The 23,134-nt window shown below is 57.3% G+C and carries 20 protein-coding genes, 1 tRNA gene and 1 pseudogene; 11 read left to right on the forward strand and 11 right to left on the reverse strand.

The window, feature by feature from the left end:
* The first annotated feature begins 10 nt into the window (after positions 1-10).
* Complete coding sequence (yccX, locus tag ABLX76_RS21915) at positions 11-292, forward strand: acylphosphatase (RefSeq protein ID WP_004201446.1); 282 nt, start codon at positions 11-13, stop codon at positions 290-292.
* On the opposite strand, the gene tusE is transcribed toward yccX, so the two are convergent.
* Together tusE and yccA are read right to left on the reverse strand one after the other, a co-directional pair.
* A complete protein-coding gene (tusE, locus tag ABLX76_RS21920) occupies positions 289-618 on the reverse strand; it encodes a sulfurtransferase TusE (RefSeq protein WP_004201447.1) in 330 nt (109 codons plus the stop codon). The genes yccX and tusE overlap by 4 nt on opposite strands.
* 87 nt (positions 619-705) lie before the next feature.
* Positions 706-1,365: an FtsH protease modulator YccA gene (gene yccA, locus ABLX76_RS21925; RefSeq protein WP_002898458.1), complete on the reverse strand. Its 660-nt coding sequence runs from the start codon at positions 1,363-1,365 to the stop codon at positions 706-708.
* Positions 1,366-1,633: 268 nt separating this feature from the next.
* Here yccA and ABLX76_RS21930 point away from each other — a divergent pair, with 268 nt between their 5' ends.
* The 4 genes from ABLX76_RS21930 to ABLX76_RS21945 all read left to right on the forward strand — a co-directional run bounded on the left by ABLX76_RS21930 (position 1,634) and on the right by ABLX76_RS21945 (position 6,647).
* Positions 1,634-3,286 carry an ABC transporter substrate-binding protein gene (locus ABLX76_RS21930; protein WP_086075745.1) on the forward strand — a complete coding sequence of 551 codons (1,653 nt, stop codon included), beginning with the start codon at positions 1,634-1,636 and terminating at the stop codon, positions 3,284-3,286.
* Positions 3,287-3,405: 119 nt separating this feature from the next.
* Positions 3,406-3,493 (forward strand) — tRNA-Ser (locus ABLX76_RS21935).
* Between the two features lie 322 nt (positions 3,494-3,815).
* Entirely contained in the window at positions 3,816-6,242 is a 2,427-nt protein-coding gene (locus tag ABLX76_RS21940) for a glycogen/starch/alpha-glucan phosphorylase (RefSeq protein WP_065881801.1), read from the forward strand.
* Between the two features lie 63 nt (positions 6,243-6,305).
* Positions 6,306-6,647 (forward strand): STAS domain-containing protein, encoded by a 342-nt coding sequence (locus ABLX76_RS21945; RefSeq protein WP_065881799.1) that lies wholly within the window; start codon positions 6,306-6,308, stop codon positions 6,645-6,647.
* Positions 6,648-6,691: 44 nt separating this feature from the next.
* Here the strand turns inward: ABLX76_RS21945 and ABLX76_RS21950 are convergent, their stop codons facing one another.
* Both ABLX76_RS21950 and ABLX76_RS21955 read right to left on the reverse strand, forming a co-directional pair.
* The gene (locus tag ABLX76_RS21950; RefSeq protein WP_223822591.1) at positions 6,692-7,501 is read right to left on the reverse strand and encodes an EAL domain-containing protein; all 810 of its coding nucleotides are present in this window, start codon (positions 7,499-7,501) and stop codon (positions 6,692-6,694) included.
* Positions 7,502-7,612: 111 nt separating this feature from the next.
* Positions 7,613-8,227 (reverse strand): annotated as a pseudogene (locus ABLX76_RS21955) (CSS-motif domain-containing protein); the annotation flags it as partial.
* Between the two features lie 402 nt (positions 8,228-8,629).
* Here ABLX76_RS21955 and ABLX76_RS21960 point away from each other — a divergent pair.
* The 4 genes from ABLX76_RS21960 to ABLX76_RS21975 all read left to right on the forward strand — a co-directional run bounded on the left by ABLX76_RS21960 (position 8,630) and on the right by ABLX76_RS21975 (position 13,415).
* On the forward strand, positions 8,630-9,646 hold the full coding sequence (locus ABLX76_RS21960) for an iron ABC transporter substrate-binding protein (protein WP_065881796.1): 1,017 nt from the start codon (positions 8,630-8,632) through the stop codon (positions 9,644-9,646).
* A gap of 21 nt (positions 9,647-9,667) precedes the next feature.
* Positions 9,668-11,242: an iron ABC transporter permease gene (locus tag ABLX76_RS21965; protein ID WP_168380165.1), complete on the forward strand. Its 1,575-nt coding sequence runs from the start codon at positions 9,668-9,670 to the stop codon at positions 11,240-11,242.
* 1 nt (position 11,243) lies between these two features.
* The gene (locus tag ABLX76_RS21970; RefSeq protein WP_023289069.1) at positions 11,244-12,272 is read left to right on the forward strand and encodes an ABC transporter ATP-binding protein; all 1,029 of its coding nucleotides are present in this window, start codon (positions 11,244-11,246) and stop codon (positions 12,270-12,272) included.
* 243 nt (positions 12,273-12,515) lie between these two features.
* Positions 12,516-13,415: a GGDEF domain-containing protein gene (locus ABLX76_RS21975; RefSeq protein WP_241516034.1), complete on the forward strand. Its 900-nt coding sequence runs from the start codon at positions 12,516-12,518 to the stop codon at positions 13,413-13,415.
* Between the two features lie 17 nt (positions 13,416-13,432).
* Here ABLX76_RS21975 and ABLX76_RS21980 read toward each other — a convergent pair whose 3' ends face one another.
* A complete protein-coding gene (locus ABLX76_RS21980) occupies positions 13,433-14,266 on the reverse strand; it encodes an AraC family transcriptional regulator (RefSeq protein WP_023289071.1) in 834 nt (277 codons plus the stop codon).
* The gene (locus ABLX76_RS21985; protein ID WP_158238152.1) at positions 14,263-14,412 is read right to left on the reverse strand and encodes a hypothetical protein; all 150 of its coding nucleotides are present in this window, start codon (positions 14,410-14,412) and stop codon (positions 14,263-14,265) included. The genes ABLX76_RS21980 and ABLX76_RS21985 overlap by 4 nt, the downstream gene beginning before the upstream one ends.
* Positions 14,413-14,527: 115 nt before the next feature.
* On the opposite strand from ABLX76_RS21985, the gene ABLX76_RS21990 reads away from it, so the two are divergent.
* Complete coding sequence (locus ABLX76_RS21990) at positions 14,528-15,295, forward strand: phytanoyl-CoA dioxygenase family protein (protein WP_086075749.1); 768 nt, start codon at positions 14,528-14,530, stop codon at positions 15,293-15,295.
* A 13-nt stretch (positions 15,296-15,308) separates the two neighbouring features.
* On the opposite strand, the gene ABLX76_RS21995 is transcribed toward ABLX76_RS21990, so the two are convergent.
* The 5 genes from ABLX76_RS21995 to ABLX76_RS22015 are packed head-to-tail and all read right to left on the reverse strand — an operon-like array spanning position 15,309 to position 20,272.
* Complete coding sequence (locus ABLX76_RS21995) at positions 15,309-15,650, reverse strand: PTS fructose-like transporter subunit IIB (protein WP_023289073.1); 342 nt, start codon at positions 15,648-15,650, stop codon at positions 15,309-15,311.
* Positions 15,651-15,665: 15 nt separating this feature from the next.
* A complete protein-coding gene (locus ABLX76_RS22000; protein ID WP_086075750.1) occupies positions 15,666-16,541 on the reverse strand; it encodes a [formate-C-acetyltransferase]-activating enzyme in 876 nt (291 codons plus the stop codon).
* Complete coding sequence (locus ABLX76_RS22005; protein ID WP_348875291.1) at positions 16,507-18,804, reverse strand: formate C-acetyltransferase; 2,298 nt, start codon at positions 18,802-18,804, stop codon at positions 16,507-16,509. Before ABLX76_RS22005 ends, ABLX76_RS22000 begins: the two co-directional genes overlap by 35 nt.
* Before the next feature lie 50 nt (positions 18,805-18,854).
* Positions 18,855-19,175, reverse strand: a complete 321-nt coding sequence (locus tag ABLX76_RS22010; protein WP_023289076.1) for a PTS fructose-like transporter subunit IIB — start codon at positions 19,173-19,175, stop codon at positions 18,855-18,857.
* A 20-nt stretch (positions 19,176-19,195) separates the two neighbouring features.
* Positions 19,196-20,272 carry a PTS fructose transporter subunit EIIC gene (locus ABLX76_RS22015; protein WP_087849016.1) on the reverse strand — a complete coding sequence of 359 codons (1,077 nt, stop codon included), beginning with the start codon at positions 20,270-20,272 and terminating at the stop codon, positions 19,196-19,198.
* 309 nt (positions 20,273-20,581) lie between these two features.
* Here ABLX76_RS22015 and ptsP point away from each other — a divergent pair, with 309 nt between their 5' ends.
* Positions 20,582-23,083, forward strand: coding sequence for a phosphoenolpyruvate--protein phosphotransferase (gene ptsP, locus ABLX76_RS22020; RefSeq protein ID WP_348875292.1), 2,502 nt, complete (start codon positions 20,582-20,584; stop codon positions 23,081-23,083).
* Positions 23,084-23,134 lie beyond the last annotated feature (51 nt).

The raw sequence follows: 23,134 nt of genomic DNA on the forward strand, positions 1-23,134 counted from the left end.
GGAGACGATGATGGCCAGTATCTGCACGATGGCATGGGTTTACGGTTCGGTTCAGGGCGTAGGATTTCGCTATTCGACACAGCGGGAAGCGCTGCAGCTGGGATTGACCGGCTATGCCCGTAATCTGGACGACGGCGGCGTGGAAGTGCTTGCCTGCGGCGAGGCGGAGCAGGTGGAGAAACTCATCGCCTGGCTGAAAGCCGGTGGGCCGCGCAGCGCGCGGGTTGACCGAGTGTTGACTGAACCCCATCAACCCACCCGCAGCTGGGACAAGTTCGCGATCCTCTATTAGATGCACTTCACCGGCTTCGGCAGACCGGCGATTTTGGTCGCTTGTTTGGCGGGGCCTTTCGGAAACAGGCGATAGAGATAGCGGCTGTTGCCTTTCTCTTCGCCAAACTTGTTGGCCATCGCCTTTACCAGCATGCGGATCGCTGGCGAGGTGTTGAATTCAAGGTAAAACTCGCGCACAAAGCGCACCACTTCCCAGTGCTCAACGGCGAGCGTTATCCCTTCCTGCGCGGCGATGACGTCGGCCATCGCCTCGCTCCACTGGGTGGTATCTTTCAGATAGCCTTCGCTATCCGTCTCAATTTCGTTGCCTTCAAAAATAAACATAATTTTTCACATACCGCCTGAAACTGGCAGCAGTGTAGCAAAAAAAAAGGCCCCGCATAAGCGAGGCCTTTGTTAGCAGGGGAACGGTTAGTCCCGGCTGGCGAAGCCCAGGATGCTCAGCAGGCTGACAAAGATGTTGTACAGCGAGACATACAGGCTGACCGTGGCGCGAATGTAGTTGGTTTCACCACCGCGGATGATGTTGCTGGTCTCGAACAGGATGGCGCCCGAAGAGATCAGGATGAACACCGCGCTAATCGCCAGGTGCAGCGCCGGCAGCTGCAGGAACAGGTTAGCGACCATACCAATCAGCACCACGACCACGCCGGCCATCAGCATCCCGCCGAGAAAAGACATATCTTTGCGCGTCGTCAGCACGTAGGCCGAGCAGCAGAAGAAGACCAGCGCCGTACCGCCCAGCGCCAGGCCGATCAAATCGCCCATGCCGGCAGAAAGGTACGCGTTCAGCATCGGTCCAAGGATATAGCCGAGGAACCCGGTGAAGGCGAAGGCGGAAATAATCCCGGTGGGCTTATTCGCCGTTTTATAGGTCAGGAACATCAGACCGTACATCCCCACGAGGGTCAAAATCAGCCCCGGGGAAGGAAGCATCAGCACCGTGCTGGCGGTAGCGGTGATGGCGGAAAACGCCAGCGTCAGGCTGAGCAGGAAGTAGGTGTTACGCAGAACCTTGTGCGTGCTGAGCAGCGAGGAACGGTCACGCGATGATGTAATTATGCGATCCATGAGTCACTCTCTTATGACAGATGTAATTAGGTATAAAGAATAAGAAAAACAAGCGTGAAGCCCTAATGCTTTTACCCATCTTTACTTAGCTTTTGCCGCTTTTGACTAGCATAAAATTCTACATGGATTGGAAAAAGCGATATGTTTTCGCGTTTCGCTTCGGTGAGCCGATCGAAATCTTATAGGTTACTGAAAAATATTGCTTTATTGAAATTCTGCGACTAAGTGTGGAAGGGGGAATAACTCCGTACGTTAAAGGCAAAGGGAAATGACATTACATCAAAACAATCACATCACGCGAACGCTGCTGGCAGTCAGTATGATAGCAATGATCGGCGGGGCGCAGGCGGCGCAGGTGCCGCCGGGCACCCAACTGGCGGAAAAGCAGGAGCTGGTCAGAAATAACGGCAGTGAACCAGCCTCGCTCGATCCGCACAAAGTCGAGAGCGACGTTGAAAATAATATTATTAGCGATCTCTTCGAAGGTCTGGTCAGCGTATCGCCTGCGGGGGCGGTCGAGCCCCGGCTGGCGGAACGCTGGGAAAACAAGGACAACCAGCTGTGGACCTTCCATTTACGTCCCGGGCTGACCTGGTCCGACGGCACGGCCATCACGGCGCAGGATATCGTCTGGAGCTGGCAACGGCTGGTCTCGCCGGCCACCGCCTCCCCCTATGCAAGCTACCCCGGCAATATGCATATCACCAACGCCCGAGAGATTGCCCTGGGGCAAAAGGGCCCCGAGACGCTGGGGGTGAAAGCCCTAAACGACACCACGCTGCAGGTCACCCTGACTCAGCCGAATGCTGCCTTCCTGGCGATGCTGGCGCACCCCGCGCTGGTGCCGATCGACAAAGTGCTGGTGGAGCGTTTTGCCGATAAATGGACCCGGCCAGAGCATATCGTCACCAGCGGGCCCTATAAGCTGACCCAATGGGTGGTGAATGAACGGCTGGTGGCTGAACGTAATGTGAAGTACTGGGACAATGCGCACACGGTTATCAATAAAGTCACTTACCTGCCAGTCTCTTCCGAGGCCGCCGATGTTAATCGCTACAAAGCGGGGGAGATCGATATTGTTTACACGGTGCCGATCAATCAGTTTGCGCAGTTGCAGAAAACCATGGGCGACCAGCTGGACGTTTCGCCACAGCTGGCGACCTATTACTACGAGTTCAATACCACCCGGCCGCCGTTTAACGACGCGCGCGTGCGTCGGGCGCTGAATATGGCGCTTGATAAAGATATCATTGCCGGAAAAGTACTCGGCCAGGGCCAGCGCCCGGCCTGGGTGATCAGTCAGCCGGATATTGGCGGCGTGACGCTACACAACCCGGACTATGCCAGCTGGCCGCGCGAGAAGCGGATTGCCGAGGCGAAAAAACTGCTGGCGCAGGCAGGGTACGATGAGCGGCACCCACTGGTCTTTACCCTGCTATATAACACCTACGAGTCACATCAGCGCATCGCCATCGCCGCCAGCTCTATGTGGAAGAAAAACCTCGGCGTCGAGGTGAAGCTGCAGAACCAGGAGTGGAAGACGATGCTGGATACGATGCATACGCATAATTTTGACGCCGTCCGCTACGCGTGGATTGCCGACTACGACGATGCCGCCTCCTTCCTCAATACCTTCCGCACCGGGGATAGCGAGAACACCAGTCAGTACAGCAACCCGGCTTACGATGAGGCGCTGCACAACGCGGCGAAAGCCACCGACGTGGCGACCCGCGGCAAATACTATCAGCAGGCGGAAGATCTGCTGGCGCAGGATGTTCCCGCCATTCCGGTCTATCACTATGTGCGTACCCATTTAGTGAAGCCCTGGGTGGGCGGCTTCACGCCGGACAAGCTGGGGTACTACTACACCAAAGATATGTACATAAAGAAACTGCCGTCCACGAGCGGCGATGGGCGCTGATTTTCTGTGCGAACTGCCTGAAATTCAGACGAATAACACAGATTTGTTTGTTTTTAAGGCAGTTGAACAAAATGGTGCTTTACAGCATCCGCCGAGGTGTTTATAGTGCGCCTCACACCGGAAGTGTGGCCGAGCGGTTGAAGGCACCGGTCTTGAAAACCGGCGACCCGAAAGGGTTCCAGAGTTCGAATCTCTGCGCTTCCGCCATATAAAAGAAGGGGTTACCGAAAGGTAACCCCTTTTTGCTTTTCCCTTTGACCATCCCAACCGCGCTTCATCCTGACCTTCGACTTCGTAAACCCGCCATGCGAAATCTCGTTGACTCTGTCAGCGCCGCAGCGTAATCAGCTGGCGAAAATAAAACCACCAATCCGTTTAAAAGGAGGAATGTTAATTGTTCCGAAGCACGATATAAGCGAATTGATGCTCAGGAATAAAAAACTTTCCGCAAAAAAACTTCGTCTATACTTGGAAAAATGATGATTTACCTGCCACGGTTTTACGCAGAAAAGAGACCAGTGAGGTCAGCATGCCTGTCATTAATCCGCAAGATATCAAAGAATTACGGGCGTTGGTTGAAGAGCAATTAAAATACACGCTGTGTGTCAGCTTAAATAAAGCCACGCAAGGCGATATTTTTAACGCGGTGGCGCTGGCCATTCGTCATTTTCAGCAGGACCATTTTCTGTCGAGCCAGGCGCGGCAGCGCGGAGCGCGAAAAAAGCGAGTTTACTACCTGTCGATGGAGTTTTTACTCGGCCAGTCGCTGCGTAATAACCTGGTGAATATGAATTTACTGTCGGAGATGCGCCAGGTGGTCAATGACCTGGGGTTTGATCTTGAACGCCTCCTTGACGAGGAGCCTGACGCCGCGCTGGGTAACGGCGGGTTAGGGCGCTTAGCCGCTTGCTTTATCGACTCGATGGCCACCCTTGACATTGCAGCGTCCGGGCATGGCATCAAATACGAATATGGCCTTTTTCGCCAGTCCTTTCAAAACGATCAGCAGATCGAACATCCTGATGACTGGCACTCCATGCATTCCCCATGGCTGGTGGAGCATCACGCCCAGCATATTCTAATCCCGCTGGGGGGGTATATCGAGCACAGCGAAGATATTGATGGTAATTACAACCCGATGTGGCTCGGCTGGAAAACTATCGTTGGTATTCCCCATGACTATTTTGTTTCCGGCTACCGGGATACGACCACCAACAAGCTGCGTCTCTACAGCGCGGTAGCCTCTGACTCCTTTAATATCCATATTTTTAATCGCGGCGATTATATCAAGGCGGTGAGTGAAAAAATCGCCTCGGAGAATATTTCAAAAATACTCTATCCTTCCGATGAGGTGCTGACCGGAAAAGAGCTGCGGCTGACCCAAGAATATTTTCTGGTGGCCTGTACGCTGCGGGATATATTTCGTGACTACGCTGAGGTTAATGACGACATTACTTTGCTGGCGCAGCATGTGGCTATTCAGCTTAATGACACCCATCCGGCATTGGCGGTGGTGGAGCTGATGCGGATCCTCGTGGACGAATACCGACTGCCCTGGGAGCAGGCGTGGGAGATAACGCAAAATACCTGCGCCTACACCAATCATACGCTGATGCCGGAAGCGCTGGAGACCTGGCCGGTGTCGTTGTTTGAGAAACTTCTGCCGCGTCATTTGCAGATTATATTTGAGATTAACCACCGTTTTCTCGAAGCGGTGGCCCGGCGCTGGCCGGATAAAAATCATCTGTTATCTTCGCTGTCTTTAATTGACGAACATCATGATAAGCAAATCCGCATGGCTAATCTGGCCATTGTCGGTAGCCATCGCGTGAATGGGGTGGCGTGGCTGCACTCAGAATTGGTCAAAAAACAGCTGGTGCCTGATTTCTATTTTATCACCCCGGAGAAATTCATTAATCAGACCAACGGCGTCACACCGCGTCGTTGGGTGCAGCAGGCTAACCCTGGGCTGGCAGAATTTTTGCACCAACAATTGGGGGAGGGGTGGCCAACCGATTTACCCCAGCTCTCCCGTCTGGAAAACCTGGTCGACGATCCGGCCGTTATTGACAATATCCGGGCCATAAAATTTGCCAACAAAACCGCGCTCAGCCAGCTGGTGGCGCAACGCTACGGCATCCCGCTGGATCCGCTGGCCATGTTTGACTGTCAGGTCAAACGTATTCACGAATACAAACGACAGTTACTCAATATTCTTCACGTGATCGCGCTGTACCTGGAGATCAAAGAGGCAGGGAGAACGATTGCGCCTAAGGTCCATTTGTTTGCGGGTAAAGCGGCGCCGGGCTACCGGATGGCGAAGCTGATTATTCAGTTGATTAATACCGTTGCCCGAAAAATTAACAGTGACCCGCAGGTCGCCGGGCAGCTTAAAGTGGTTTTCCTCGAAGATTATAAAGTCTCGCTGGCGGAAAAAATTATTCCCGCCACGGATCTCTCTGAGCAAATTTCCACCGCCGGGACCGAGGCGTCCGGCACCAGCAATATGAAGTTTGCCATGAACGGCGCGTTAACTATCGGCACCTATGATGGGGCGAATATCGAAATCCGCGAGGCAGTGGGGATCGATAATTTTTATCTGTTTGGCGCGGTGGCGGAAGAGATTGAAGAGAGCCGACGCCTCGGGCGTCACCATGCGTTCTATCATCAGAATCCGGCTATCGCGCGAGTGGTCGATAGCCTGGTGTCCGGGCAGTTTACCGCCGATCGCGAACGGTTTGCGCCGCTGCATCAGATGCTGACGGGGGCCGATCATTACTGCCATCTGCTGGATTTCGACAGTTATTGTCAGGTGCAACAGCAGGCGATGGCTGATTTTGAACAACCGGATCGCTGGCACCGCCGGGCCTTGCTCAACATTTGCCGGATGGGGGAGTTTTCCAGCGACAGAACCATCCGCGGCTACGCCAGGGATATCTGGGGCATTACCCGCTAAAAAAGCACACGCCGAACAGAACTGAGTCGCGTTGACAGGTGTCAGCCAACATTGAGGATAAAGATGAACGTTGAATTACATACTGAGCAGGGTGTCAAAATTATCGTGCCCCTGGTGCGTCGACTGGATGCTTCCGTTGTCTCGGCGTTTAAGCAGCAGGTCCTCGAGGCCATCGACGGGGAGACGAAAAACGTACTGCTGGATCTGAGCCATGTCGAGTTTATCGACAGCAGTTGCCTGGGCGCCCTGGTATCCATACTCAAGAGCGTCAGTGGGCAGGGAGAGCTGGTGCTGTGTTCGCTCAACGGGACGATCCAGGACCTGTTCAAGCTTACCCGTATGGATCGTATCTTTTCTATTAAAGAGAACCGTCAGGAGGCGCTGAACCTGTTTGCTCAGGGATAAGGTGTGTGCAGGGCAGGATTGCCGCCGGGTTACTGACCGCCCGCTTATTCTTCGATAATCCGTGCCTTCGGTTTACTCAGCAGGAGCATCACCAGCGCGACGTAGGGCATCGGCTTCCAGAAGAAGTAGCCCTGCAGCAGAGGAATATTCTGGCGATTGAGGTAATCCAGCTGGGCCTGGGTTTCAACGCCCTCGGCAATGATGCGCAGTGAAAGCGTTCGGGCCATCTCTATCACGCAGTCCAGCAGCTTGCTTGACGGCGTCTCTCCGGTCACGCGACCGACAAAGCTCTGATCGATTTTAATGTAATCAAACACCAGTTCGTGCAGATAGGAAAGCCCGGAATAGCCGGTACCAAAGTCGTCCAGCGCGATGGAAAACCCGCAGTTGTGTAACCTGTTGAGCTTGTCGACCACCGCCCCATTGAGTAACAGCGGTTCCTGCTCGGTGATCTCCAGCATCAGCTTTACCGCTTTACCCTCAAAGCCGCGCTGAAAGTGCAGACAATCATCGATAAACGTCGGGGAGTTAATATGCGACGCGCTGATGTTGAGGCCGATATGAAACCCATCCGGTAGTTTATTAAAGAGCGGTCTCATCTGGGCGGTTACCTGCGCCATCAGGCTGCGGGTCAGCGGAATAATTAAGCCGGTACGCTCGGCCAGCGGTATAAATTCAGCAGGTGAACGCGAGGGCGTGGTGGTGTTTTGCCAGCGTGCCAGTATTTCCACACCGTATATCTCACCGGTTTTCCCGTTCACCAAAGGCTGGTAGTAGGGAATGATATAGCCCTGGGTGATGGCGTAGCGCAACTTTTCCTCTTCAGAGGTGTAAACATTGAGAAATTTACGCATCAGAAAATAAAACAGCAGCGAAACAGAGAAAATAAAAATCAGCAAACCGGCGCCATTATTCACCAGGCGTCCGGGGCTTAAAAAAGATGACTCGGGATAGGCAATGCGAAACGGATAGGCCGGCGAGGTAAAAACGCTCCGGCTTGGATCAGCAGCCTGTGGCTGGACATCGCCATGCCTGGCAATCATTTGATCCTGAACCCATAGGGCCAGCCCGTTGCTATCCGAATCGCTATATAGCGCATCGCGCAGATGGACGTCGCTGATAGTGACAATCACCCGGATCTGCGCTGAGTGCGTCTGATAGATCAGCACCGGACGCTTATTGACCATCATTCTGGCCGGGAGCAGCATCAGAGGTTCGTCAGATAATGACACAGGGCTGAGCGTCAGGACCCGGTTGCCGGGCAGGGACGAGCACCACACCTTGCCCTCTTTTATCAGCATAATGGTGCGCAGATGCGGCTGCAGGGCGGCCTCCGTTCCAAGCTGAAACTGACCCTGCTCCGAGCACCCACTGCGGCTAACGTTCATCGCCGTCACCGTTGCGGTGCGGGCCTCATCCAGAATAACGGCGATTTTCGTCGCCGCCTGGCGGGCGGCGGCGACATGGGCAGCCTGGTCGGAATGCCACAGTTGCCAGTTAATGACGAACACGCCAGCCAGAAACACCACCAGCGCGAGGGAAAAGGCAATCCATGCGTTTCGCCGCTTTATCTCTTTCATTTATCGTGCGTGCCAGGGTGAGTGTGCATAAAGTTAACCATCCCTCTGACGGTAAAGGCTTTTTAATGATCGTAGAAGGAGGATATCTTTCGTGATGACGGCGCATATTAAAAACATGATCAGTATCACAATACCCGCCGGCAAAGACCGAAGATAACGTGCAGAGGCTGCTGTTCTGTCACGAAGGCAATAAAAAAATCGCAGCTTAATGTTTTCTTAATCTAAATTTCGGGAACGGATGGTTTTAAGCATTTTCTAATCCCTAATAACAGACTGGCGCTATTTTTTGCTTTTTTAAGTTTATGATAATTGTTTTCATTATCATTCTTTTTTTGCTGTGATTTAATCCTCTCCGCTCAGGCTATTTACCATTAATTGCCCTATTTCATTAAGGATGCGTTCATGAAATCTCGCTTATCGCCCCTCCGCACGGCAGCGCTGGTTGCCGCTTCTCTGTTTCTGGCGCCGCAAGGGATGGCGGCTGACGGTCAGGACGGGATTGTGGTCTACAACGCCCAACACGAAAATCTGGTGAAGTCGTGGGTGGATGGATTTACGAAAGAGACCGGTATTAAAGTCACGCTGCGCAATGGTGATGACAGCGAGCTGGGTAATCAGCTGGTTCAGGAAGGCGCCGCGTCGCCAGCCGATGTGTTTCTGACCGAGAACTCGCCGTCGATGGTGCTGGTTGATAATGCCAAACTTTTCGCCCCGCTGGATGCGGCTACCCTGCAGCAGGTTCCGGCGCAGTACCGCCCTCAGCACGGTCGCTGGATCGGCATCGCCGCGCGCAGCACCGTCTTCGTCTATAACCCGGCGAAAATCAGCGAGGCGCAGCTGCCGCAGTCGCTGATGGATCTGGCAAAACCGGAGTGGAAGGGCCGCTGGGCGGCTTCGCCATCGGGGGCGGATTTCCAGGCTATCGTCAGCGCGATGCTGGCGCTGAAGGGTGAGCAGGCGACCCTCGACTGGCTGAAGGCGATGAAAACCAACTTTGTCGCCTATAAAGGCAACAGCACGGTGATGAAAGCGGTCAACGCCGGGCAGATCGACGGCGGGGTGATCTACCATTACTATCGCTTCGTTGACCAGTCAAAAACCGGCGAGAACAGCAAAAACACCCAACTGTATTACTTCAAACACCAGGATCCAGGGGCCTTCGTCAGCATTTCCGGCGGCGGCGTGCTGGCCTCCAGCAAACATAAAGCGCAGGCGCAGGCCTTTATTAAATGGATCACCGGTAAGCAGGGACAGGATGCGCTGCGCACCAATAATGCCTTCGAATATGCGGTGGGGGTAGACGCGGCCTCTAACCCGAAACTGACCCCGCTGAAAGATCTGGATGCCCCGAAGGTGGAACCTTCCTCGCTGAACAGTAAAAAGGTCATTGAACTGATGACGCAGGCTGGCCTGCTCTGATCCTGAGGAAGTGATGTTGCTATGTCTGTTCTGAGTCTGTCGCTCGGAAAGAAAACAGGACGCCTGCCCGAGCGCAGGCGTCCTGCATTTCCGATGGTTGCCTTAGCGCTCCTGTTTTCATTGCTGGCGCTGTTGCCGTTAGGGTTTGTGGTGGCGGTCGGATTCGATACCGGCTGGCCGACAATCAAAGCGCTGGTCTTTCGCCCACGGGTAGGCGAGCTGCTCAGCAATACCCTGTGGCTGACGGTGCTGGCGGTCCCCATCAGCATTGTGCTTGGCGTGACGCTGGCCTGGCTGACGGAACGTACCGTGCTGGCCGGGCGGCAGTTGTGGTCGGCGCTGGCGGTGGCCCCGCTGGCCATTCCAGCCTTTGTTCAGAGCTACGCGTGGGTCAGCGCTGCGCCCTCGCTGCATGGCCTGGGCGCCGGGGTGTTTCTTTCCGTGCTGGCCTACTATCCGTTTATCTATATGCCGGTAGCGGCCGTGCTGCGCCGACTCGATCCCACGCTTGAAGATGTCGCCGCATCGCTGGGCACTCCGCCGTGGAAAGTGTTCTTTCGGGTGGTGCTCCCGCAGCTGCGGCTGGCTATCTGCGGCGGTGCGCTGCTGGTGGCCCTGCATCTGCTGGCGGAATATGGTCTGTATGTGATGATCCGCTTCGATACTTTCACTACCGCCATTTACGATCAGTTCCAGTCGACCTTCAGCGGTCCGGCCGCCAATATGCTGGCGGGCGTGCTGGCTCTGTGCTGTCTGGCGATCCTGCTGCTGGAGAGCGCTTCGCGCGGTAAAGCGCGCTATGCGCGTATCGGCGCCGGGGCGGCGCGCGAGCAGAAGCGCCTGGTGCTGGGTAAAGGGGCCGCTTTCGGCGCGCAGCTGCTGCTTCTGTTGCTGGTGTTGCTGGCGATGGGGGTGCCGTTGCTGGTCCTGGGACGCTGGCTGTGGCTGGGCGGTATCGACAACTGGCTGCATGCCGATCTGTGGCATTCCCTGCGTCAAACGCTGCTGCTGGGGGCGGGCGGGGCGCTGCTGACGACGGTCTGCGCGATCCCCATCGCCTGGCTCGGCGTGCGCTATCCGCGTCCGCTGTTCCGCCTGCTGGAGGGGTGTAATTACATCACCAGCTCGCTGCCCGGCATCGTGACCGCGCTGGCGCTGGTCACCGTCACCATCCACTATGCCCGTCCGGTGTACCAGACCGAAGTGACGCTGTTTCTGGCCTATTTGCTGATGTTTATGCCGCGGGCGCTGATTAACCTGCGCGCCGGTATCGCCCAGGCGCCGGTGGAGCTGGAAAACGTCGCCCGCAGTCTCGGACGCAGCCCGGCCCGCGCCCTGTGGAGTATCACCATGCGGCTTGCCGCCCCGGGGGCGGCCGCCGGCGCCGCGCTGGTGTTCCTCGGCGTCAGCAATGAGCTGACCGCCACGCTGCTGCTCTCGCCGTTAGGCACCCGCACGTTGTCGACCGGATTCTGGGCGTTAACCAGCGAGATCGACTACGTGGCGGCGGCGCCCTACGCGCTGTTGATGATCGTCATTTCGCTGCCGCTGACGGCGGTTCTCTATATGCAGTCGAAAAAAATGGCAGGGTTGTAACATGCTGGAATTGTCTTCTGTTTCGAAATCCTTCGCCGACGCGCAGGTCCTCGATAATATTCATCTTCAGGTGGCGCCGGGTAGCCGGACGGCTATAGTGGGTCCGTCGGGTTCGGGAAAAACCACGCTGCTGCGCATTCTCGCCGGTTTCGAAACGCCCGACAGCGGGCGGATCGTGATGCACGGCGCGCCGCTGTTTGCCGAGGGCGTGTTTGTTCCTGCCCACCAGCGTCGGATCGGCTACGTTCCGCAGGAGGGGGCGCTGTTTCCTCACCTCAATGTGGCGGACAATATCGCCTGGGGACTGGACGCCAGCCGCGAGGAAAAACGTCGCCGGGTGGGCGCGCTGATGGAGATGGTCGCCCTCGACCACAGCCTGGCGCGCCACTGGCCGCATGAGATCTCCGGGGGCCAGCAGCAGCGTGTGGCTCTGGCTCGCGCCCTGGCCCAGCAGCCGGCGCTGATGCTGCTCGATGAACCCTTTTCTGCCCTGGACACCGGACTGCGCGCCAGCACGCGCAAAGCGACCGCCGATCTGCTGGCGGAGACCGGTATCGCCTCGATTCTGGTGACCCATGACCAGACCGAAGCGCTGTCGTTCGCCACACAGGTGGCGGTGATGCGCCAGGGGCGTTTCGCCCAGGTGGGGACCCCGCTGGCGGTTTACGCGCAGCCGGTGGATGAAGAGACGGCGCTGTTTCTCGGCGATGCCCTGATCCTCCCCGCACGGCTGAGCCCCGGGCGGGCCAGCTGCGCGCTGGGCGACCTGGCGACAGACGCAGGGCATCCTGCTGGTGAAGGTAAGGTGATGTTGCGTCCGGAACAGCTGAGCGTCAGCGTGAGCGGGCCGCAGGAAAGTACCGCCACCATCCGCGATGTTGATTTCTCCGGCCAGCTCTCCACGCTGACGCTGTCGATGTCCGGGCACGATCGGCCGATTGTCCTGCGAACCGTAAGCCAGCCGGCGTGGCAGCCCGGCGCGACGGTGCGACTGACGGTCAGCGGCAAGGCGCGAGTGTTCAGCGGCTAATCTCTGACAGGCGCCGCCGGTTATCGGTGGCGCCGCACGGAAAGCTAATCAGCTGATGGATTTAGCCGATAGTATCCGCGCCACTGACCTCGTCGCCATGGAGTGGTAGTACGTTGGAACAATTCCGCGGGGTCAGTCTACCTCACCGCCGTTTTGTCGGCGCGTCGCTTTTTCATTCGTCCCGCTGCGCTTAACTGCTATCCTGTCCCGCGATCGGCCCTGTGGTTACCATGAGACATCGCTATGCCTGAATGCCTTATTCCTGCGAAACGCCCCATTCCGTCCGCTTTGGCGCGGGGTACTCTACTGCCTGCGCTGCTGGTTATCGTCGCCGTCGCTGTCGGCTGTGCGCTGGTGTCGCCGCCCATCGGCACGTGGCGAGAAATCCTGGCCAACCCCGGGCTCTATATCGATATGCTGGCGCTGCTGTTTCTGGTGTTTATGCTGTGGAGCTCAGCGAAGGTGCGGATGAGCCATATTGCCGTCAACTGGGTGCGCTATGGGCTGCTGCTGTGGATTGCCGGCGGCACGTTCGATGTGATGGATGAGATGGTGGTTCAGCCGCGCTGGATGGGCTACTACTGCGAAGATCTGCTGCGCCTCTCCGGGATGCTGCTGACCGTGGTGGGCGTCTACAAAATTATTGAGCGCATCAACCTGCTGTACGTTGACGCGCGCTCGCAATCCCTAAAAGATGAGCTCACTCAGTTGCCCAACCGCCGCTTTTTTATCGATACCATTCGCGAAAAGTCCGGACATGCCTTGGGGCTCATGATCCTGGATATCGATTTTTTTAAGAAAATCAACGATACCTGGGGCCACCTGGTGGGGGATGAAGTGTTATTTTCCCTGGGGAAACAGCTGGCGAAACTGACCAGCGAGCAGGTCCTGCCGGCGCGTATCGGTGGGGAAGAGTTTGCCATTATCGTCGATGGCCTGTCGGAGCCTGAGCTGCACGATCTGGCGCAGGCGATCCTCGAGAATGCCCGCACCATCCTGATCAATCATCAAACACCGCTGTCGATCAGCATTGGCGTCGGAACCTGGCGGCCGGGCGAAGCGCAGGAGACGTTTATCCGCAAAGTCGACGAGGCGTTGTACAAGGCCAAGCACAACGGGCGCGGGCGCGTGGAGAGGGCGTAATATTCCGACACGGCAGGTTAGGCCTGCTGCGCGCTGCGGCAGTGTCGCCGATACTCGGACGGCGAACGCTCGGTGTAGCGTTTGAAGACCCGGCAAAAATAGTTGCTGTCGACAAAGCCGCAGTTATGGGCGATCTCTTTCACCTTCAGGTCATAGCCGCGCAGCAACTGTTTTGCCTTTTCAAGACGCACCCGGGTCAGATATTCGTTAAATCCCACCGAGCCTGATTTCTGAAAAATATGCGAAAGATAGTTGGGCGTGATGTGAAAACGTCTGGCCACTGATTCCCGCGTCAGCGGCAGGCTCAGATTTTCCTCGAGATAGTCCTGAACGGCAAGAAACAGATCCCGGCTGCGACTGACGCGCATTTCCAGCCCAACCAGCTGTTCGCGACAGTGGCTCAGTAGCGCGGCGACCACCAGCCGGGCGGTCAGCGGATCGGGCTGCAGGCTGACTTCATTCAGGCTCAGCAGCAGGTAAGAGCCCACGCGCGGCCCGAGGCGGGCAACGCTTTGCTTCTCCGTGTGCAGGCTTTTCCCGTCCCAGCGCTGAATACTGAATCCCAGTTTCTGCCTGCCAAACAGGATACTCAAGGTAGTGGCCGGGCCGGTCCACTGCGGCAGCGTCCACTTTCCCGCCTGCACGTAGAGTACCTGCAGCGCGGTTAACGTCGAAGCGGCTAGCGGCAGCCCCTGTTCATTAAGCTGACCCTCCAGCACAATTTCCAGACGTGGAAACGGTACGTTGAAGGCAAGGGCAGGCACGGAGATATCCGGCTCAGGAAATCTCACCTGTAAGCGATCTTTTTGACCGATTAACCGATGCAGTATATCCGGCAGATCTTCAATCATTCTTTGCCCTCAGCATGCGCATTATCCTGTTGATGATAATCTATTTTTTCCTCCCCGGCAGCGTTTGTTAAGCCATTTTGCGCGGTGGATTCCCGGTCAGCTACAGCACCGGCATCGCCGAAAACGTGATTGTTGACGCCCATCACACTTTGTTGGCTCGCGTACGTATGTCCAGTTTTTCGTAGCGCTCGCCTCCTGTCATGCCGCGGATGGACCAGTAGAGTTTGTTTGTGTTATCGGAACGTTAAAAAGGAACGCAACATGAACTCATCATCAGCTAGCTTTCTCGATGCGTTAGGCGCCAGCCTGGCGCTCAGCGCGCAAATGAAACACGAGCTCGACACCCTCGGCTACACCGTTGTGCATAACGTCGTTGACGCTCAGTGGCTGAGCGAAATGCGACGGCTAATTGATACCCTGGTTGAGCGCGAAGGTGACAATCTGGCGATGGAACATCATCAGGAAGCGACCGCGACGCGGATCGCCAACCTGGTGAATAAGGGGGTTATATGGGAGAAAGTCTGGGCTCATCCGCTGATCCTCTCCGCCTGCCGCTATATCTTCAACGGCGATTTTAAAGTCTCCAGCCTGAACGCGCGCGAGGCGTTATATAACGGCGGCCACCAGCCGCTGCACGCCGACTGGAAAAAGCCGCGCCCGGATTTTCCCAAAGTCCACCTGGTGAATACCATCTGGGCGATAGACGATTTGAGCGCCGCCAACGGCGCGCCGCGGATTATCCCCGGTACCCACCTGCGTCCAGAGCTCCCGGAAGAGGTACTGGCCGACCCGGAGCAGGCCCACCCTGATGAAATCGTGTTTGCTGCGCCGGCCGGGAGCGTGATGATTTACAACGCTCACGCCTGGCACGGCGGCACGCGTAATCGTGAGGGCACCAGACGACGTGTGCTGCATGGGTTATACATCGATCGCGCGGATACGCCGCAGCAGGACCAGCGGCGCTGGTTGACGCCCGAGACGGCCAGCCGCCTGACGCCAGCGCAAAAGTGGTTGCTGGATGTAGAGTAAGGCCCGTCGCCGGTCAGGGAAGTTCAACATAGACGACCGGCTTTTTCATGATGCTTTTCACGGCCTCGACGATCTGCTGCGGCTGCAGCAGGAAGCTCTTGATGCTGGTTTTAATCGTCCGCAGGCCGCGAAAGCGCTGGGCGTCGTCAATTTCGATATCCGTCACCAGCAGCACCACTTCGGCGCGGGCGATATCTTCTGCGGTAATGCGATTTTCAACGCCGAGCGCGCCCTGAGTTTCCACCTTAAGATGCCATTTTTCATGATGACCGACCTTTTCCAGCCGTTCGGCAGCCATATAGGTGTGCGCCACTCCGCTGACGCAGGCGGTGACGGCGATAATATTGAAGTCCATAACATCCTCCTGGCGTTAACCGCCGATAGTGACGTGGAATCCGGCCGCTTCGGCCATTACCCGATAAGGTTGAATGTCCGCTTCGTCAGGCGCTTTCACCCTGGCCAGCGCCCAGGGTTTGCCCAGCAGACGGTATTTGGGCTCGCCGTATTGATGAAATGGCAGCAGGTGCAATTCTGTAAGATTAAAAGGTGCGAGAAAGTTCAGAATCTGGCGAAAATTATCGACGCTCATGGTATAGCCCGGGATCAGCGGCACGCGTGGGATGAGGTTGATCTCTCTTGCCGCCAGCTGGCGAAAATTATCCAGTACCCGCGGCTGATTGATTCGCAGTAGCGACAGTGCCCGCTCAGGTTCCATGATTTTAAAATCAAATAACACCTCGTCGCAGGCTTCAGCCACCGGTAAAAAACGGTTGAGGGGCCCGTCGCCAGCGGTTTCGATGGCGGTGCGGATCCCCCACTGGCGCAGGCGCTGGAGAAAGCGGGCGGCAAATTCGGCCTGCATGAGCACTTCACCGCCGGAGAGGGTGACACCGCCGCCGGAGGCGCGGAAGAAGACTTCATCCTTCAGCACCTCCTGAAGGAGGTTATCCAGCGTCATGTCGCGACCGATCTGCTCCCATGCCCCGGAGGGACACTCGGCGACATCCTGCTGGCAGCGGGCGCAACCCAGGCATTTACTCTGTCGGCGCAGGGTCTGGATCCTGGGTGACATTGACTCCGGGTTGGCGCACCACGGGCAGGTGTGGGGGCAGCCTTTGAAAAAGACCACCGTGCGGATCCCCTGGCCATCGTTGAGGGAGTAGCGCTGCAGATTAAAAATGCGCGCCCGGTCGGCGCGCGTCTCCATCACCTCACAGCTGATGCGCGGTGCGGCGGATAATGTCATCCTGAATCTCCTTCGACAGCTCAACAAAGAAGGCGCTGTAGCCCGCGACGCGCACCACCAGGCCGGCAAAGTCCTGCGGCCGTTGCTGCGCTTCACGCAGGGTGTCGGCATTGACCACGTTAAACTGAATATGCTGCAGCTTGAGCTTGCAGAAAGCCTGTAAAAAGTCTGCCAGCTTGTTAAGCCCGCCGTCGCCGGCCAGCGTCGCCGGGGTAAATTTAACGTTGAGCAGCGTACCGTTCGACAGCAGATAGTTATCCAGCTTGCTGACTGATTTCAGCACCGCCGTCGGCCCCTGGGCATCCTGGCCGACCATTGGCGACAGGCCGCCGTCCGCTAACTGTTCGCCAGCCAGCCGCCCGTCCGGGGTAGCCCCCACCACCGAGCCCAGCGGCACGTGCGCCGAGACGGTATAGGAGCCGGGCGTAAAACGCCCGCCGCGCGGATTCAGATATTGTTCCACCTCTTTGCAGTAAAAGCGCAGCAGATCGGCGCTGATATTATCGACGTCGTCGATATCGTTGCCGTATTTTTCAAAACGGTTGATCAACCGGGCGCGGATTTGCTCTCCCTCTGGCGTCTGGAAGTTGGCTTTCAGTACCGCCATCAGTTGGTCAAAGCTAAGGCGCTGCTGGTCAAAGACCATCCCCTTCAGGGCATAAAGCGAATCGCTCAGGTTGGCGATCCCGATGCCCTGGACGCCGGAGAAGTTATAGCGCGCTCCGCCGGCGGTGATGTCTTTACCGTGCTGCACGCAATCTTTAATGAACGAGGAGAGGAGAGGCACCGGCGCCCAGTCGCGATGGCCGATATCGCAGATATTGCTGCCCTCGACCATCAGCTTGATGTAATAGCGAATTTTGTCGCGCATCTGGCGGATAAGCCCTTCCCAGCTGACCTCCGGTTGCCCTTCATTTTCCTGCAGGACAAGTTCCATGACCTTCAGCAGGTTGAACATGGCGATATCATGCAGGCCGTAGGTGCGGCCGGGGATCGACAACTCGACGCAGCCGACCACCGCGTAGTCGCGGGCGTCTTCCAGCGACACGCCGCGATTGAGGAAGGCGGGGACCACCACCTCGTCGTTGAAAATCTGTGGAATGCCGGTGCCCAGGCGGATGGTTTCGGCGGTTTTACGCAGGAACGGGCGGTCAATCAGCTCGTTCACCCGCACGCCAAGATTCGGCTGCGGCAATTGCACGTTTTGATAGGCATCGAGGCATAAAAATGACAGCACATTGACCGCGCTGCGCCCGGTTTCCGTTAGCCCACCGAGCAGGGCGGTATACCCGGTGGGAAAACCGGCGAAATAGCGTGCGCTACTGGAGGAGCGCAGCAGGACGATGTCGTTGCATTTTACCCAAAGCGACTCCAGCAGCTCCTTGAGCGACGCCGGATCCTGTCCTTGATTCAGCGACGCCTGATAAAACGGCAGCATGTACTGGTCAAAACGGCCGAGCGAAATGGAGCTGGCATTGGATTCGTACTGCAGAATGATGTTCATATACCAGAACAGCTGGCAGGCATGGGGGAAGTCCGTTGGCCGGTGCTGCGCATTGTGGCGCGAAATCGCGGCGATGGTTAACAGCTCCCGCTGACGCTGCGGATCCTGACAGTGTCCAGCCATCTCCTCGGCCAGCGCGGCGTAGCGCAGAATATGGCGCTGAGAGGCCTCCAGCAGGATCAATACCGCCTGATAAAAAGGGTTATCAGGCTGCCGGTCGCAGTGTGATTGCATCTCCGTAACCAGCGCGTCCAGGCCATTATTCAACAGGTGCGGATAGTCGATAATGATATGGCCCTGGCCTTTATCGGTCTGGTTCACGCTGAATATTTGGGTGTTGACGGCGGCTTTGACCTCGTCGGTCATCTGGCCGTTGATGAAATCTTTCATTGAGCGCTTTTCCCAGTAGGGGAACAGCGTTTCCCGATAAACGCGCTTATCTTCTTCGCTTATTGCGAAGCGGTCCTGCGGTCGGGTCGGGAAGGTGTCGAGCTCGTTAAGCAGCCAGTAGGGATCCATCTCCGGCGACATAATGCCGGCCCGCGGTTTGATGGTACGGTTGCCGGCAATCAGTTCATCATCACGAATCGAAATGTCTACCTTATCGAGGATCCAGGCGGTGGCCTTCGCCCGGCGAATAATCACCGGCTCGCCCTCCGTTTGCCGATGGCTGGCGGTATACAGCAGGGCGCGTTCAAGTGATATTTCACGCGGTTGGGCGAACAGGCTGGCTTTCAGGCGTTGAGTACGATTCGTCATGACAAACTCCATGTTGTGGCGAAGGGCGCGCGGGCGCCCCTTTTAAGGCTTCAGGCTCGTTGGGAAAGGTGGCTGTCTATCTTGTTCATGATCGCGTCGGCGCGTTTGACCGCATCGCTGATATTGACGCGTACGATAGTTTTCCCGGCAAAACGCTCTTCGAATTTGATACCGATATCTTTGGTCAGAATGACCATATCGGCGGCGGCAATCTCTTCCGCGGTCAGCTCGTTTTCAATGCCGATAGAGCCCTGGGTTTCAACTTTGACCTGCCAGCCTTTGGCCTTAGCGGCGCTTTCTAACGATTCGGCGGCCATATAGGTGTGAGCCACACCCGACGGGCAGGCGGTGACAGCGATAATGTGGGTCATAATCTGTTCCTTCCAGTCTGTTAGTTAATTTCAAAATCAAGGTCTAATTCGTCGTCGGCTTTGGCGTCAGACGATTTCTTTTTAGCCAGCGCTTTCAGCGCAATGACGCAGGCGGCGCTGACGCAGGCGCCGACCAGCAGCGCGGCGATAAAGCCGAGTTTGCCCTGGACCACCGGCAGCACGATGAGCCCGCCCCAGCCGGCGTAACACTGGGCGCCCAACAGCGCCGCGGTGACGCAGCCGCTGGCCGCGCCAATCATATTGGCCGGAATAACGCGCAGCGGGTCGGCAGCGGCAAAGGGAATCGCCCCTTCGGTGACCCCGACGCAGCCCATCACCAGCGCCGCTTTGCCGGTTTCCCTCTCTTCGGCGGTGAAATATTTGCGGCCGATCAGCGTCGCCAGTCCCATCCCCAGCGGTGGTACGGCGATGCCGACGGCGGCGATAGCCACTACGCTGTAGACCCCCTGTGAAACGCAGATCAGCATGAAGGCGTAGGCCACTTTGTTCACCGGGCCGCCCATATCAAACGCCAGCATCAGGCCCATAATGATGGCCAGCACCACGATGCTGCCTTCGCGCATGCCCTGCAGCCAGTTGGTCAGGTTTGCCGTGAGCGCGCCTACCGGTTCGCCGAGCCCCCACATCATGATCCCGGCAGTAATAAAGGTGCCGATGATGGGAATAATGAATATCGGCATCACCGAGCGAAGCACCTTGTGGACCGGTATTTTTTTCAGGTAATAGACCACCAGACCGCCGATCATCCCAGCGATTAGCGCGCCAAAGAAGCCGGCGCCGAAGCTGTTACCTACCCAGGCGCCGATGGCGCAGGGGGCCAGCGCGGCGCGGTCGGCGATGGAGTAGCCAATGTAGGCGGCGAGAAAAGGGACCATCAGCGTCAGGCCGGCGACGCCAATATCAAACAGTTTCTTCAGGTTGGGATCGGTGGCGGCATCCGGAACCGCACCTTTGCCATACAACATGACGGACACCGCCAGCAGGATCCCGCCGGAGACCACGAAGGGGATCATATGTGACACGCCGGTCATCAGATGCTGGCGAGTATTTTTTAGTATTTGCACCAGTTCGTTCATTGCTTGCTCCTGAGCGCTCTAGGGCCCGTGACAGTATTGATGGCTCAACATTAGAAAAAGGGCGCCGCATAAAACAGTAGAGAAAAAGTGCATTTACTGGATATTTGTAAGGTTAGAAAAGAATTGCGATCCACCTCAAATCTTAGTGATGACAGGAGGATTGAGCGCTAAAATGGTGGAATTGTGATGGCGGGCATAAAAAAGTATCGTGTGTACAATAGTCCAGTAATTGCCAGTTTTGTCACCTAGTCCACTTGACCATCTTTCATTACCTTTTGGGGAATTAATGGATTACTCAGGAGGAAGGCGATGGCTCTGGTCATTGAATTTACATGTGATTTGCCCAACGGCGTGCATGCGCGTCCGGCCAGTCTGGTCGAAACGCTGTGTAACCGTTTTTCATCGGCAATTGAGTGGCGGAACCTGCGCTGCGATACCGGTGGCAATGCCAAAAGCGCGTTGGCGGTCATCGGCACGAACACCCTGAAGGGCGACACCTGCCAGCTGCTTATCAGCGGCGAAGATGAAGCCGAGGCTTACGCCGCGTTAACGGCCTTTCTGCGTGATGAATTTCCTCACTGCGACACGCCGCTGCCTACGGCACAAGCGCTGGACGTCCAGCCGGTGCCGGAGTCACTCTCACGCCTGAACCCGACGCTGTTCCATGCCAGTCCGGTCTGCGCCGGCAGCGCGGGGGGCAGGCTCATCCATCTAAAATCCCGCGATTTGCACGAGCTTGGCGCACTGCCCGTCGCCAGCACTCCTGAACAGGAGCAGGCGGCACTGGATAACGGCCTGCGCCTGCTGGTGAAAGATATCGAACTGCGGCTGCTGGACAATGACGGTACCGCCAGCGCGATACTGGAAGCTCACCGTTCGCTGGCGACGGATGCCTTGCTGCGCCAGCATCTGCTCGGCGGGATCCTCACCGGTCTCAGCTGCGCCCAGGCGATCGTCGCCACCAGCGACCACTTCTGCGCCCAGTTCCGCGATTCCGGCAGCAGCTATCTGCAGGAGCGGGTGCTGGATGTGCGCGATGTCTGCTTCCAGCTGTTGCAGCATATCTACGGCGAAGCCCGTTTCCCGGCGCCGGGTCAACTGCGGGAAGCCGCCATTTGCCTTGCCGACGAACTCACCCCCAGTCAGTTCCTCGAACTGGATAAAACGCATCTCAAAGGGCTGCTGCTGCGCAGCGGCGGCACTACGTCGCACACCGTGATCCTCGCCCGCTCATTCAATATCCCGACCCTGGTGGGGGTTGACCTCGACGCACTGTTGCCGTGGGAGGATACCCAGGTGCAGATCGACGGCAACGCGGGGCTACTGGTGGTCGACCTGAGTCCGGCGGTGGCGCGCTACTATCAGCAGGAGTCGTGGGTTCAGGCGCAGATCCAGCAACAGCAGCAGGTATGGCTGGATAAGGCGGGGCAGACGGAAGACGGTATTCGCGTCGAGATCGCGGCGAACATCGCCCATTCGGTAGAGGCGGTGGCGGCCTTCAACAACGGCGCGCAGTCGGTTGGCCTGTTTCGCACGGAGATGCTCTATATGGACCGGCCCGGCGCGCCATCGGAAGACGAACTCTACAACATTTTCTGCCAGGCGCTGGAGCCTGCCGCCGGGCGCAGCATTATCGTGCGGACTATGGATATCGGCGGTGATAAGCCGGTGGCCTACCTCAACATTCCGGCGGAAAATAACCCCTTCCTCGGCTACCGCGCGGTGCGCATCTATGAAGAGTACCAGGCGCTGTTTCATACTCAGCTGCGGGCGATTCTACGCGCTTCGGCGCACGGCGCGCTGAAGATCATGATCCCGATGATTTCCTCAATGGAAGAGATCCTGTGGGTGAAAGAGCGGCTGGCGGAGGCCAAACAGTCGCTGCGCGTCGAACAGATCCCGTTTGATGAAAAAATCCCGCTGGGCATCATGCTGGAGGTGCCGTCGGTGATGTTCATCATCGATCAGTGCTGCGAAGAGGTGGACTTCTTTAGCATCGGCAGCAATGACTTAACGCAGTATTTGCTGGCGGTCGACCGGGATAACGCGAAAGTGACGCGCCATTACAACAGTCTCAACCCGGCCTTCCTGCGTGCGCTGGACTATGCCGTGCAGGCGGCGCACCGGCAGGGGAAATGGATCGGTCTGTGCGGCGAGCTGGGGGCCAAAGGTTCGGTGCTGCCGCTGCTGGTCGGCCTCGGCCTGGATGAACTGAGCATGAGCGCGCCGACGATCCCGGCGACCAAAGCGCGTCTGGCGCAGCTGGACAGCCGCGCCTGCCGTCAGCTGCTGAATCAGGCGATGCAGTGCCGTACCTCGCTGGAAGTGGAGCATCTGTTGGCCCAGTTCCGCATGCGCCAGCAGGATGTGCCGTTGATTAGCCGCCAGTGCATCACCCTCAACAGCGACTGGCGCAGCAAGGAGGAGGTGCTGAAGGGGATGACGGATAATCTGCTGCTGGCCGGGCGCTGCCGCTATCCGCGCAAGCTGGAGGCCGATCTCTGGGCCCGCGAGGCGGTGTTCTCCACCGGGCTGGGCTTCAGTTTTGCCATTCCGCACAGTAAATCCGAGCATATTGAGCAGTCGACCATTAGCGTCGCCCGCCTGGCGCAGCCGGTGAAGTGGGGTGATGAAGAAGCGCAGTTTGTGATTATGCTGACGCTAAACAAGCATTCGGCGGGCGACCAGCATATGCGCATCTTCTCGCGTCTGGCGCGGCGCATTATGCACGCCGAGTTCCGCCAGGCGCTGGTATCCGCAGAGAGCAGCGAGGCTATCGCGCAACTGCTGCGCCGCGAGCTGGAGTTGTGATCGGTTATCCGGCCCGCGCCGCTGGCCGGAGCCCGTGGATGCTGGTGGAGG

The sequence above is a fragment of the Klebsiella sp. JB_Kp004 genome, assembly GCF_040065795.1.
Lineage (GTDB): Bacteria > Pseudomonadota > Gammaproteobacteria > Enterobacterales > Enterobacteriaceae > Klebsiella > Klebsiella quasipneumoniae.